12 protein-coding genes are annotated in these 13,219 nt (G+C 57.5%); 4 read left to right on the forward strand and 8 right to left on the reverse strand.

Annotated features, from left to right (window positions below):
* Position 1: 1 nt before the first annotated feature.
* The 6 genes from ureC to plsY form a co-directional block, all read right to left on the reverse strand.
* A complete protein-coding gene (gene ureC / locus AC2FAP_RS11440) occupies positions 2 to 1,705 on the reverse strand; it encodes an urease subunit alpha (protein ID WP_032680266.1) in 1,704 nt (567 codons plus the stop codon).
* Positions 1,698 to 2,012, reverse strand: coding sequence for an urease subunit beta (locus tag AC2FAP_RS11445; RefSeq protein WP_020883624.1), 315 nt, complete (start codon positions 2,010 to 2,012; stop codon positions 1,698 to 1,700). Before AC2FAP_RS11445 ends, ureC begins: the two co-directional genes overlap by 8 nt.
* Before the next feature lie 10 nt (positions 2,013 to 2,022).
* On the reverse strand, positions 2,023 to 2,325 hold the full coding sequence (locus AC2FAP_RS11450) for an urease subunit gamma (protein ID WP_003862556.1): 303 nt from the start codon (positions 2,323 to 2,325) through the stop codon (positions 2,023 to 2,025).
* A gap of 10 nt (positions 2,326 to 2,335) precedes the next feature.
* The gene (locus tag AC2FAP_RS11455; protein WP_014171660.1) at positions 2,336 to 3,163 is read right to left on the reverse strand and encodes an urease accessory protein UreD; all 828 of its coding nucleotides are present in this window, start codon (positions 3,161 to 3,163) and stop codon (positions 2,336 to 2,338) included.
* A gap of 116 nt (positions 3,164 to 3,279) precedes the next feature.
* Positions 3,280 to 4,746, reverse strand: a complete 1,467-nt coding sequence (locus AC2FAP_RS11460; RefSeq protein ID WP_449541325.1) for an MFS transporter — start codon at positions 4,744 to 4,746, stop codon at positions 3,280 to 3,282.
* Positions 4,747 to 4,838: 92 nt separating this feature from the next.
* Positions 4,839 to 5,453 carry a glycerol-3-phosphate 1-O-acyltransferase PlsY gene (gene plsY / locus AC2FAP_RS11465; RefSeq protein ID WP_020883628.1) on the reverse strand — a complete coding sequence of 205 codons (615 nt, stop codon included), beginning with the start codon at positions 5,451 to 5,453 and terminating at the stop codon, positions 4,839 to 4,841.
* A gap of 107 nt (positions 5,454 to 5,560) precedes the next feature.
* On the opposite strand from plsY, the gene folB reads away from it, so the two are divergent.
* Both folB and bacA read left to right on the forward strand, forming a co-directional pair.
* On the forward strand, positions 5,561 to 5,929 hold the full coding sequence (gene folB / locus AC2FAP_RS11470; RefSeq protein WP_148576782.1) for a bifunctional dihydroneopterin aldolase/7,8-dihydroneopterin epimerase: 369 nt from the start codon (positions 5,561 to 5,563) through the stop codon (positions 5,927 to 5,929).
* Positions 5,930 to 6,036: 107 nt separating this feature from the next.
* Positions 6,037 to 6,858 (forward strand): undecaprenyl-diphosphate phosphatase, encoded by an 822-nt coding sequence (bacA, locus tag AC2FAP_RS11475; RefSeq protein ID WP_014171656.1) that lies wholly within the window; start codon positions 6,037 to 6,039, stop codon positions 6,856 to 6,858.
* A gap of 10 nt (positions 6,859 to 6,868) precedes the next feature.
* Here bacA and AC2FAP_RS11480 read toward each other — a convergent pair whose 3' ends face one another.
* Together AC2FAP_RS11480 and AC2FAP_RS11485 are read right to left on the reverse strand one after the other, a co-directional pair.
* Positions 6,869 to 8,110, reverse strand: coding sequence for a multifunctional CCA addition/repair protein (locus AC2FAP_RS11480; protein ID WP_020883630.1), 1,242 nt, complete (start codon positions 8,108 to 8,110; stop codon positions 6,869 to 6,871).
* 61 nt (positions 8,111 to 8,171) lie between these two features.
* Positions 8,172 to 8,792 carry a TIGR04211 family SH3 domain-containing protein gene (locus AC2FAP_RS11485; RefSeq protein WP_025203004.1) on the reverse strand — a complete coding sequence of 207 codons (621 nt, stop codon included), beginning with the start codon at positions 8,790 to 8,792 and terminating at the stop codon, positions 8,172 to 8,174.
* A gap of 229 nt (positions 8,793 to 9,021) precedes the next feature.
* Here AC2FAP_RS11485 and AC2FAP_RS11490 point away from each other — a divergent pair, with 229 nt between their 5' ends.
* Positions 9,022 to 10,323, forward strand: coding sequence for a CYTH domain-containing protein (locus AC2FAP_RS11490; RefSeq protein WP_032678982.1), 1,302 nt, complete (start codon positions 9,022 to 9,024; stop codon positions 10,321 to 10,323).
* A 17-nt stretch (positions 10,324 to 10,340) separates the two neighbouring features.
* Positions 10,341 to 13,199, forward strand: a complete 2,859-nt coding sequence (gene glnE / locus AC2FAP_RS11495) for a bifunctional [glutamate--ammonia ligase]-adenylyl-L-tyrosine phosphorylase/[glutamate--ammonia-ligase] adenylyltransferase (protein WP_421633522.1) — start codon at positions 10,341 to 10,343, stop codon at positions 13,197 to 13,199.
* The last annotated feature ends 20 nt before the right edge of the window (positions 13,200 to 13,219 follow it).

The following is a 13,219-nucleotide window of genomic DNA, read 5'->3' on the forward strand; positions in this document are numbered from 1 at the left end:
CTTAAAACAGGAAATAGCGTTGGGCCATCGGCAGAACGTCTGCCGGCTCGCTGGTAATGAGCTCGCCATCAACGCGAACCTCGTAAGTTTGTGCATCAACGGTGATGTTGGGCTGCAGGCTGTTGTGGATCATGTCGGCCTTTTTCACCGTGCGGCAGCCTTTTACGACGGCTATGCCGCTCTGCAGGCTGAGCTGGTGCGAAATGCCCTTCGCATCGGCAGCCTGGGAGACAAACGTCAGCCGTGTCGCATGGCGTGCGGCACCCAGCGAGCCAAACATCGGACGGTAATGGACCGGTTGCGGCGTTGGGATAGAGGCGTTGATATCCCCCATCGGCGCGCAGGCGATCATCCCGCCTTTCACAATGGTGGCGGGTTTGACGCCAAAGAACGCGGGGGGCCAGACCACTAAATCCGCCAGTTTCCCGGCCTCAATCGAGCCCACTTCATGGGCAATCCCGTGGGTTAGCGCCGGGTTAATGGTGTATTTGGCGATATAGCGTTTCACGCGGTAGTTATCGTTGTTCCCGGTCTCTTCCGGCAGTGCGCCGCGCTGAACCTTCATACGGTGCGCCACCTGCCAGGTACGAATAATCACTTCGCCGACGCGACCCATTGCCTGGGAGTCGGACGAGGTCAGCGAGAAGGCGCCGATATCGTGAAGGACATCTTCCGCGGCGATGGTCTCCCGGCGAATGCGTGATTCAGCAAAGGCCACGTCCTCGGCGATATCCGGGTCGAGGTGGTGACACACCATCAGCATGTCGAGATGCTCGTCGATGGTATTCACCGTGTAAGGAAGCGTCGGGTTAGTGGAGGAGGGCAGAATATTCGGGTGTGCGCAGGCGGTAATAATATCCGGTGCATGTCCGCCGCCTGCCCCTTCCGTATGGAAGGTGTGAATGGTCCGCCCACCGATAGCCGCCAGCGTGTCCTCAACAAACCCGGATTCGTTCAGCGTGTCGCTGTGCAGCGCCACCTGAATATCCATCTCCTCCGCCACCGCCAGTGAGCAGTTGATGGCGGCTGGCGTCGCGCCCCAGTCTTCGTGGATCTTCAGCCCGATGGCACCCGCTGCGATCTGCTCGCGCAGGGCATCAGGGTTGGAACCATTACCTTTGCCAAGCAGGCCGATATTCACCGGGAGTGTATCGGCCGCCTGCAACATTCGCGCGATATACCAGGGCCCCGGCGTACAGGTCGTGGCGTTGGTGCCTGCCGCAGGGCCCGTGCCCCCGCCAATCATGGTGGTGACGCCAGAGACCAGCGCCTCTTCCGCCTGCTGCGGGCAGATCCAGTGGATGTGCGTGTCGATCCCGCCGGCGGTGACAATTTTCCCTTCGGCGGCTATCACTTCTGTCGCTGCGCCAATCGGGATCGTGACCCCGGGCTGTATATCCGGGTTACCGGCTTTACCCACGGCAAAGATCCGGCCGTTTTTTACGCCAATATCGGCTTTAACGATCCCCCAGTGATCGATAATCAACGCGTTGGTCAGCACCAGATCCACGCAGCCGTCGGATGTCATCTGCCCCTGGCCCATACCGTCGCGGATCACCTTCCCGCCGCCGAATTTGACCTCTTCGCCGTAGACGGTGAGATCGTTTTCCACTTCTATCCACAGCTCACTGTCGGCCAGACGCACTTTATCGCCAGTGGTGGGACCGAACATATCGGCGTAGGCCTGGCGTGAAATTTCAGCCATTTTTCACCTCTCCCATCACCTCGCCGCGAAAGCCGAAAATACGCTGCGCGCCGCTGACCTGAACCAGCGTCACCTCGCGCTTCTGTCCGGGTTCGAAACGCACGGCGGTGCCTGCCGGAATATTCAGCCGATAGCCTTTGGTGGCTTCCCGGTCGAATTTCAGCGCCGGGTTAATCTCATAAAAGTGGTAGTGCGATCCCACTTGGATCGGCCTGTCGCCATGGTTTTCGACGATCACGTTTTGCGTGTCTCGCCCAACGTTGATCGCAATGTTTCCGGATTGGATCTGGTATTCGCCTGGGATCATCACGCGCTCCTTATACGATCGGGTTATGGACGGTGACGAGCTTTGATCCGTCCGGGAACGTCGCTTCCACCTGAATGTCGGGGATCATCTCCGGTACGCCTTCCATCACCTGGTCGCGCGTCAGGACGTGACGGCCCGCTTCCATCAGTGAGGCGACGGTTTCGCCATCGCGGGCGCCTTCCATAATAAACGCGCTGATCAGCGCGACTGATTCCGGGTAATTCAGTTTTACCCCGCGCGCAAGGCGGCGTTCGGCAACCAGCGCAGCGGTAAACAGCAACAGCTTGTCTTTTTCTCTGGGGGTCAGTTCCATAACGTTTCTCTTATGTCTGCCAGATACGCGGCGAACAGGCGGTTTTGGGGGTTAAAAGCGGGCGAAGCGACTGCCAGATATCGCGCATCACCCGCTGGCAAATCAGGTTGTCGTGGGAGAGAAAACGCACCGACAGCAGATCGTCTGTGAGCGTTGCCCCGGCAAAATGGCTCAGCGGCGTCAGCAGCTCGCGCACCGTTTCGAGGTGCGCTTCCCTGGCCGGAAAGAACAGCAGCGTGCCGACCCACGGGAGACCTGCAACGGGCGTGAGATCGCCATTGCTGAGGTGCTGACGTTCAATCAGCCGTGGCTCATCGTCGACCCAGATCTCAAGGCGGCTTTCCAGCGTGCCGTGGCTGAAGGTTTCGCCGATCACCGGGCGACCCAGACAGTACAATTCCCACGCCAGTAGCGTACTGGAGGCCTTCAGATGAAAAACGGAACGCAGGGCGGCATTCGCACCGGGAAAGATAATGGTGTCCTGCGGCAGCCACTCCAGCGTAGCCTCATCATCGAGCCAGAAGTGCTGATTGAGACAGGCCTGCGGACCGCTGCTGCGATAGAACTTGCTCGCGCCGGGCATGGTGATCAGCGCATGGCTTTTCGCGTCCAGATGCACCGAAATATCCAGCGTATCGCCGCCGACTATCCCGCCTGGCGGGTGCAGTAAATACAGGTGGCAGGTGTCGCCTTCGGGATAAAAAGGCCGCTGTACGGTGAGGGGCCCGATGTGATGAGCAGCGTGCAGGAGGGTTTTTTCAGGGGTGTAACAAAACTGCAGGGCAAGCGATGCCTGCCAGCCTTTGTAAGAATTATCAGTGACCTGAGCTGCTAACATGCTGCATCCATCTGCTCATCATCGGGAGACGTTTCAGTATGCCCTGGCAGAAATGAAGGCTGTCATATGAGTCGCTTATGGATAAAAAAACCGGCTCAAGGAGCCGGTTGAGAAGGTTATCGGTAATCCTCTGCATCCACATCATAGCCGGATGGCTCCCAGCGGATCGCCAGCAGCGAAGCCAGCCCGATAAACGGTGCCAGGGCGATCACCCAGAACACGGCGGTATCAAGAGAGGCCACCAGCAGCGGGAACAGAAACAGGGAGAGCGTAGAACTGCTGCGCATCAGCGTCTGGTTAAGGCCCACGCCCACGCCGCGCAGAGAGGTGGGATAGCTCAGGGACGCAAACGTCATGGTATGGGCGCCGGGCCCAAAGCCCTGACCGAACAGGAACAGCGCCAGCATCGCGACGGCGATAATGCCTTCCGATACGCCTTCCGGACGACCAATCAGCGCCAGCCCCAGCAGAGCAACAAGCTGACAGGCGTAGCCCGCCAGTGACATCCGCCACGCGCCGAAGCGCGGAACATAGCGCACCGCCAGCAATCCGCCGACGAAGGCAAACAGCAGGTTTAGCACCAGCGAGATCAGAATAGTGGTCAGCATCGACTGCACAAAGAAGCTGGAGATAATGACCGGCAGACCAAATGCGACGGCGTTATAGGCGAAAGACGACACCACCGAGAGCAGGGTGGCGAGCGTGGTACGTCGCAGATAGACGCCACGGAACAGGTTCAGATAATTTGCCCACTTCGCCTTGTTGACCACCGGTGCCGGTTGGTTAAGCGCATCCTGCGGCACGTGGGCGTTGATGTTATACGATTGCCGCATGATAGCGGCCGCCTCTTTCAGGTTACCCTGATTCGCCGCCCAGACCGGGGACTCGCTCATGTAGCGGCTACGAATGGCGATAATCACCAGCGCAGGCACCGCGCCAAACCCCAGGATTAAGCGCCACAGCCAGTCGCTGTGACTTTCTGGCAGTACGGCGTAGAAGAATAACACCAACAGGTAAGAGATGCTGATTGCGGCATACCAGGTTGGGCACCACATTGCCACGCTGGAGGCCTTGTTTCCGGGGCCTTTGAGCCTGGCGAACTCGCTAAGAAACGCCATCGCCACCGGCAGATCGATCCCCACGCCGAGGCCCATCACAAAGCGTGCGCCCGCCAGCGCATATTCGTTCGGTGCCAGTGCACAGGCGATGGCCGCTACCACGAAGAACAGCATATCGGCCATAAAGACGCGGTAGCGTCCGATCTTGTCCGTGAGATAGCCACCCAGTAGCGCCCCGACAATCGCACCAAAGGTAATGGCCGAGGCCACCATGCCGGTACCGGCAGGGGTGAGATTAAATTCGCGGGTGATGTCTTTGATGCCGAACGCCAGCGCACCAAGGTCGTACGCATCGAGGAAAATACCGCCCAGCGCGATACCGACTACGATGCGGGCGTTGGCCCGACCCTGAGAACCGTCGTTGACCAGACGTGAAACGTCAGAGGCGTTACGTACCCACTTGATGTCGCCATCAGGCGAATGTCCTGCCGTTGAAAGGGGAGTTGTGTCTGTAATGTCTGCCATTTTCTTTTTGTGTGGTTGTGTTGTGTCATTAACAGTTACCACAGGCAGAAGGTGACCAAAATCACATTTGGTTATAAGGCATAACTAACCCCTTACGGGGCGTCTTTTTTCTTTCTCTTGAGCTTCGACCAGATTTTGGTCTCCTGGCGACGCCACAGGCGCTGAATATTATCGTGATGACGCAGCAGGATGAGGCAGGAGAGCATCGACACCGGGAAGGTGAACTGCGGTTTGAACCACCAGACATAGAATGGCGCGATCAGCGCGCTGACGATGGCGCCCAGTGACGAGTAACCGCTCAGAAGAATGGTCAGTAGCCAGGTGCCGGCCATCACGCCGGTTAAGTCCCAGCCGATTGGGGCAATAGCACCAAAGGCGGTGGCGACGCCTTTACCGCCTTTAAAACCAAAGAATACAGGCCAGATATGGCCGACACAGGCGGCGATAGCAATGAGCCCCAGCCAGAACGGCGTAACGCCCAGCGCATACGCTCCCCAGACGGGTAACATTCCTTTCAGAACATCAAAAATCAATACCGCTACGGCTGCTCCCTTGCCGCCAATTCGTAGTACATTGGTCGCCCCCGGATTCCCGGAACCACTTTCGCGCGGGTCAGGTAACCCGGCAATGCGGCAGACCAGAATGGCGCTGGAGATTGAGCCGCAAAGGTAGGCGAGGAGGATCATTCCAGGCGCGATTGCACTCATAACGCTGTTCCGTTTTGAAAATGTATCTGTATTCTCAGCATCTGTGGATAATACGCATAATTCGCCGGAAGTGGTATCCGGTTTAGCCAAAAAGCAGGCAGGTCGTGATGGATATTGTATTTATAGAGCAACTTTCGGTAATCACCACTATTGGTGTTTACGACTGGGAACAGACCATTGAGCAGAAACTCGTGTTCGATATCGAAATGGGCTGGGATAACCGCAAGTCAGCAAAAAGCGACGACGTGAATGACTGTCTGAGCTATGCCGATATCAGTGAAACGGTCGTGGGCCACGTCGAAGGGCAACGTTTTGCGCTGGTGGAGCGTGTGGCAGAAGAGGTGGCTGAGCTGCTGCTGAGCAAGTTCAACGCACCGTGGGTACGCATCAGGTTGAGCAAACCGGGGGCCGTGGCGCGTGCTGCTAACGTCGGCGTGATCATTGAGCGTGGCACAAATCTGAAAGGGAAGATTTAACGTCATAATAGCTAAACCATTTTAGGTTATACCGGTCTTAAAGCTGTATCTTTCACGGTTGTCCGCGTAGGACACCGTTTTTTTTATATCTTTTTAGGGGTTTATAGATGAGCGATATGCACTCGCTGCTGGTGGCGGCAATACTGGGTGTGGTCGAAGGATTGACGGAGTTTTTGCCGGTTTCAAGTACGGGCCATATGATTATCGTTGGCCATCTGCTGGGCTTTGAAGGCGATACCGCAAAGACGTTTGAAGTTGTCATTCAGTTGGGGTCTATTCTGGCGGTCGTTGTGATGTTCTGGCGTCGTCTGTTCGGGCTTATCGGTATCCATTTTGGCCGTCTTCCTCAGCGCGAGGGTGAAAGCAAAGGTCGCCTGACGCTTATCCATATTCTGCTTGGCATGGTTCCGGCAGTGGTTCTGGGCCTGGTTTTCCACGACACCATTAAATCGCTGTTTAACCCGATTAACGTCATGTATGCGCTGGTCGTCGGCGGTTTCCTGCTGATCGCGGCAGAACTGCTTAAGCCGAAAACGCCACGCGCGGAAGGTCTGGATGACATGACCTACCGTCAGGCGTTTATCATTGGTTGTTTCCAGTGTCTGGCGCTGTGGCCGGGCTTTTCACGCTCAGGCGCGACCATCTCTGGCGGGATGCTGATGGGCGTTAGCCGTTATGCTGCGTCGGAGTTCTCGTTCCTGCTGGCGGTACCGATGATGATGGGCGCGACCGCACTCGACGTCTATAAAAGCATTGGCTTCCTCACCACGGGTGACATTCCGATGTTCGCCGTGGGCTTTGTCACCGCCTTTATCGTGGCGCTGATCGCCATCAAAACCTTCCTGCAGTTGATTAAGCGTATCTCGTTTATTCCGTTCGCGATCTATCGCTTTATCGTGGCGGCTGCGGTTTACGTGGTCTTCTTCTGACCGACGGCCCTCAGTCTTTAGGCTGAGGGCAATGCTTTTCCTTCCAGTCCGTCACCGCCTGAATTCGACGTTTCGTCAGCTCTTCCCGGATTTCCGGTCCCTTGAAGCCCGCCTCGACAACCGCTTTAGTCGGTACCGCTTTTGCCACTTCCCACGCTGCGCGTAACAGCCGCCCCTGCGGATAATCGCAGGCTTCAAAACCGGTGCGGCCACGTACGTCGGCTTCGCTGGTCAACGCGATCTGCTCGACGCGCTGGGGTTTGCGCCATGCGTCGATGTTATCAAACAGCTTAACGATGGTGGCCGGTTTGAGGATCGGGAAGGTGTGGATCAGGTCGTGAAATTCCGCCACCAGTCTGGCGAGATCGCGGATCTCGTTGGGTACCCGCAGGCGCTGGCAAAGCCCTTCGACCAGCTTCACCCCGGCAGGACCGTGGCCATGGTGGCGCGGCCACATGGCTTTTGGCGTTAATCCTTTGCCGAGATCGTGACACAACGTTGAAAAACGCACATCCACCTCGGGGCTGAGCATGGCAGCCATACTCAGGGTCATCAGGGTATGCACGCCGGTATCGATTTCCGGGTGCCATTTCGCCGGGGCGGGCACGCCGAACAGCGCGTCAATTTCCGGGAACAGCACTTTCAGTGCGCCACAGTCACGCAGCACCTGGAAAAAGACCTGCGGGTTGCGGGTAGTAAGGGCGTTTTCCGTCTCTTTCCAGACGCGCTCTGGCGTGAGGTGGGCCAGTTCGCCCGCCTCGGTCATGGCGGTCATCAGTGCCAGGGTCTCATCGGCAATGCGGAAGCTCAGATGCGCGTAACGCGCCGCAAAGCGCGCCACGCGCAGCACGCGGAGCGGATCTTCAGAAAACGCCGGGGAGACGTGACGCAGCAGTCGATTACGCAGATCGTCCTGACCGCCATACGCGTCAATGATCTGGCCGTCTTCGTCCTGCGCCAGGGCGTTGATGGTGAGATCGCGACGCAGGAGATCTTGCTCCAGCGTGACGTCCGGTGCGGCATAGCAGGTGAAGCCGGTATAACCCGAACCGGATTTCCGTTCGGTACGCGCCAGGGCGTACTCCTCACGGCTTTGCGGGTGCAGAAACACGGGAAAATCGCGGCCTACCTGCTGGTAGCCCGCGTTAAGCATCTCTTCAGGTGTGGCTCCCACCACCACCCAGTCTTTATCTTTGACCGGCAGACCTAACAACGCATCACGTACCGCACCACCGACCAGATAACTCTTCACGCCCTGTACTCCCGTTTTCTCTTTTCGCAAGATAATACGTAAGTCTGGCAGAGAAGACGAATTAGTTCATCCAGCGGTCTTTACGCTTACGGCTTGGGATCAGGTGAGGAAGCACCAGACCCAGCACCAGGCCAACACCCAGCACACCGCCACCGTACATAAACCACTGCATGATGATGGTACGTTGTTTGTCATCAAGTTGCAGATTGGCGGCGTTCACCTTCTTCTGCGCGACAATCAGCTCGTTTTTCAGTTTCTGATTCTCGTCTTTCAGACCGTTAATCACGCTGTCGCTCTGGGCCACCTTCTGCTGCATTTCCGCGGTGCGCTGGTTCCAGGTACCGTCGATATTGTTCAGCTTGTCGGTCAGCGTTTTCACCTGATTTTCCAGATCCGGCACGCGGGTGCGCAGGCTTGGCACCGCGCTCAGCTCTTTCAGTGGGATCCAGGACGTGCGGCCGGTACTGTCGCGAACCTGACCATAATTGGTCTCCGCGTTGGTCTGTAACAGCGTCACTTCCTCGCCGGCATTGACCGTACCCACGAGGCGATAATTATCTCCAGGGCCACTGCGTACCCAGGTGTTCAGTTCGTCAGAAACGTAACGCTTCTCTTCAGCGTGCACGGCGGTTGCGGCGCTAAAAGCGAGGAAAGTAAGTCCAATCAGGCGTAATTTAAGCATCATTAGTCGTTATTTTCATAAATAGTGGAACGATAGTAGTGGCAACAGTGTCTCTACGCAAAGCATTCGTCAGCAATCAGAATCATCTGTGTCACGACCCTAAACATTTACGCCCGTCAAATTGCTCATTGCGTGGCAATTTGGCGCAAAATACTATGTACTGACAAACAAATGGCGAGGAAGTTCGCCCTCATTGACGCGTCTGTGACGCCTGCAAAAGTACAAGGCTATGGCTCAAGAAATCGAATTAAAATTTATCGTCGAAAAAGACAGCGTTGACGCACTCCGTCAGCATCTGCAGACCCTTTCCGGCGAACACCATGAACCGGTACAACTGCTTAATATTTATTACGAAACGCCAGACAACTGGCTGCGCCGCCATGATATGGGACTGCGCATCCGTGGCGCGAACGGGCGCTACGAGATGACGATGAAAATCGCTGGCCGCGTGGTCGGCGGTTTGCATCAGCGCCCGGAATACAATATCGACATCAATCAGCCAGAACTTGAGCTGGATCGTTTCCCGGCAGAAGTCTGGCCGGACGGCGTGCTGCCAGAAACCTTATCCGCCGAGGTGAAACCGCTGTTTAGTACCGATTTCTGGCGTGAAAAATGGCTGGTAACGGAAGGGAAAAGCCGCATTGAAATCGCCCTCGATCAGGGTGAGGTAAAAGCGGGTGAGCTTCAGGAGCCGATTTGCGAGCTGGAGCTTGAACTGCTGGAAGGTGAAGTCCAGGACGTACTGAAGCTGGCGCGTAAGCTGGTAAGCCAGCCGGGCCTGCGTCAGGGCAGCCTGAGCAAAGCGGCGCGGGGGTATCATCTGGCCGCCGGGAATGCGCCACGCCTGCTGAAAGAGACGACTATTTTGCACGTGCCACCGAAAGCCAGCGTTGAGCAGGGCATGGAGGCGGCGCTGGAACTGGCGCTTTCACAGTGGCTTTATCATGAAGAGCTGTGGGTGCGTAATGTGAAAAACGCAAAAGCGCACGTGTTAGCGGCGATGAGCCTTGTGCGTCATACCCTGGCGCTGTTCGGCGGCATCGTACCTCGTAAAGCGAGCGCTCACTTACGTGACCTGCTGACCCAGACCGAAGCGCTGCTGCTCTCTGATGTATCCGCACAAACGGCGCTCTACAGCCCGCAAAACGCCGCCGCCAGGCTGGCGCTGACCGAGTTTCTGGTGACGCGTAGCTGGCGTGCCTTCCTGGATGCAAAAGCGCAGGCCAAAATTGAAGATAACTTCAAACGTTTCGCGGATATCCATCTTTCACGCCACGCGGCGGAGCTTAAAACCACCTTTGCGTATCCGCTGGGAGACCAGTATGGCGATCAGCTGATCCGACTGTCGCGCAATATCGACAGCATGCTGCTGCTGTCGGGTGCCTATGACGGCCCTAAAGCGCAGGCCTGGCTGGAGAACTGGCAGGGGCTGAAACATGCTATCGAAACCCGTCAGCACATTGAGATTGAGCATTTCCGCAATGAAGCCATTTCGCAGGAGCCGTTCTGGCTGCACAGCGGAAAACGTTAACTCTGGCAAGGAACCCTATAATGCCGCTTTCTTCGCAGTTACAGCAGCAGTGGCAGACCGTTTGCGAACGTCTGCCTGAGTCATTACCGGCGTCATCGTTAAGCGAGCAGGCCAGGAGCGTGCTCACCTTCAGTGATTTTGTGCAAGAAAGTATCACCGCTTACCCGGACTGGCTGGAGGCGCTTGAGAGCACCCCACCGCAGGCAGACGAGTGGCGGCATTATGCGGGCTGGTTGCAAACCGCACTTGAAGAGGTCGCGGATGAAGCAACACTGATGCGCGTCCTGCGCCAGTTCCGCCGCCGGGTGATGGTGCGTATTGCCTGGGCTCAGGCGCTGGAACTGGTCAACGAAGAAAGTACCCTGCAGCAGCTGAGCGAGCTGGCACAGACGCTGATTGTTGCCGCACGGGACTGGCTCTATGCCGCCTGCTGTAAAGAGTGGGGCACGCCGTGCAATGAGGATGGGGTTCCTCAGCCACTCTTGATTCTGGGCATGGGCAAGCTCGGGGGCTGCGAACTGAATTTCTCCTCGGATATCGACCTGATTTTTGCCTGGCCGGAGAACGGCTCCACACGCGGGGGCCGCCGTGAACTGGACAATGCGCAGTTCTTTACCCGTCTCGGGCAACGTCTGATTAAAGCGCTGGATCAACCTACCCAGGATGGTTTTGTCTATCGCGTGGATATGCGCCTGCGCCCGTTTGGCGACAGCGGTCCGCTGGTGCTGAGCTTTGCGGCACTGGAAGATTATTACCAGGAGCAGGGGCGCGACTGGGAGCGTTACGCGATGGTCAAAGCGCGGATCATGGGAGACAGCGACGATGCCTACGCCAACGAGCTGCGCGCCATGCTGCGCCCGTTCGTGTTCCGTCGCTATATCGACTTCAGCGTTATTCAGTCGCTGCGCAACATGAAAGGAATGATCGCCCGTGAAGTGCGTCGCCGGGGTCTGAAGGACAACATCAAGCTCGGCGCGGGCGGCATTCGCGAAATCGAATTTATCGTTCAGGTCTTCCAGCTGATCCGCGGCGGACGTGAGCCTTCACTGCAATCCCGTTCGCTGCTGCCGACGCTGTCAGCCATAGAGCAACTGCATCTGCTGCCGGAAGGCGACGCGCAGATCCTGCGTGAGGCCTATCTGTTCCTGCGTCGCCTGGAAAACCTGCTGCAAAGCATCAATGACGAGCAGACCCAGACTTTGCCAGGCGATGATCTGAACCGGGCGCGGCTGGCCTGGGGGATGCACGTCGACGACTGGTCAACGTTGACCGGGCAACTGGATGCGCATATGGCCGGCGTGCGCCGTGTCTTTAACGCGCTGATTGGTGACGATGAAAGTGAATCGCAGGACGATACGCTCTCTGAACACTGGCGCGAATTGTGGCAGGACGCGCTGCAGGAAGATGACACCACGCCGGTGCTGGCGCACCTGAGCGACGACGATCGCCATCGTGTGGTGGCGTTAATTGCTGATTTCCGTCTCGAACTGAATAAACGGGCCATTGGTCCGCGCGGTCGTCAGGTGCTGGATCATCTGATGCCGCACCTGCTGAGCAACGTCTGCTCGCGTGCGGATGCGCCGGTCCCGCTGTCGCGCATGATGCCGCTGCTGAGCGGGATCGTCACCCGTACGACCTATCTTGAGTTGCTGAGCGAGTTCCCGGGCGCGCTCAAGCATCTGATTACGCTTTGCGCCGCCTCGCCGATGGTGGCCAACAAGCTGGCGCGGTATCCGCTGCTGCTGGATGAGTTGCTCGATCCCAATACGCTCTACCAGCCGACGGCAACGGACGCCTACCGTGACGAGCTGCGTCAGTATCTGCTGCGCGTACCGGAAGAGGACGAAGAGCAACAGCTGGAGGCGCTGCGTCAATTTAAGCAGGCGCAAATGCTGCGCGTGGCGGCGGCAGATATCGCCGGAACGCTGCCAGTGATGAAAGTGAGCGATCACTTAACCTGGCTTGCAGAAGCGATCATTGATGCGGTGGTGCATCAGGCATGGATTCAGATGGTGGCGCGCTACGGCCAGCCGAAACACCTTGCTGACCGCGAAGGCCGCGGTTTTGCCGTTGTGGGTTACGGTAAGCTCGGCGGATGGGAACTGGGGTACAGCTCGGATCTCGATTTAATCTTCCTGCATGACTGCCCGGCAGACGTCATGACCGACGGCGAGCGTGAAATCGACGGGCGTCAGTTCTACCTGCGTCTGGCCCAGCGCATTATGCATCTGTTCAGCACCCGCACGTCATCCGGCATTTTATATGAAGTGGATGCGCGTCTGCGTCCTTCCGGCGCGGCCGGCATGCTGGTGACCTCAACGGAGTCCTTCGCTGAGTACCAGAAGAATGAAGCCTGGACGTGGGAACATCAGGCGCTGGTGCGTGCCCGCGTGGTGTACGGCGATCCGTCGCTGAAAACGCAGTTTGATGCCATTCGTCGGGAGATTATGACAACCCCGCGTGACGGCAGCACGCTGCAGACCGAGGTGCGTGAGATGCGCGAGAAAATGCGCGCGCACCTGGGCAATAAGCATCGCGATCGCTTTGATATTAAAGCGGATGAGGGCGGCATTACCGATATTGAATTTATTACGCAATATCTGGTGCTACGCCATGCGCACGCTAAACCGAAGCTGACCCGCTGGTCTGATAATGTGCGTATTCTGGAACTGCTGGCGCAAAACGACATTATGGATGAGCAGGAGGCGCAGGCCTTAACGCGCGCCTATACCACGCTGCGCGACGAGCTGCACCACCTGGCCTTACAGGAGCAGCCTGGCCACGTTGCGCTGGACTGTTTCGCCACTGAACGCGCGCAGGTCACCGCCAGCTGGCAGAAGTGGCTGGTGGAACCGTGCGTAACAAAACAAGTGTGATATTATCGCGCGCAAATTGT

Source organism: Enterobacter cloacae complex sp. 394I7 (assembly GCF_057320345.1).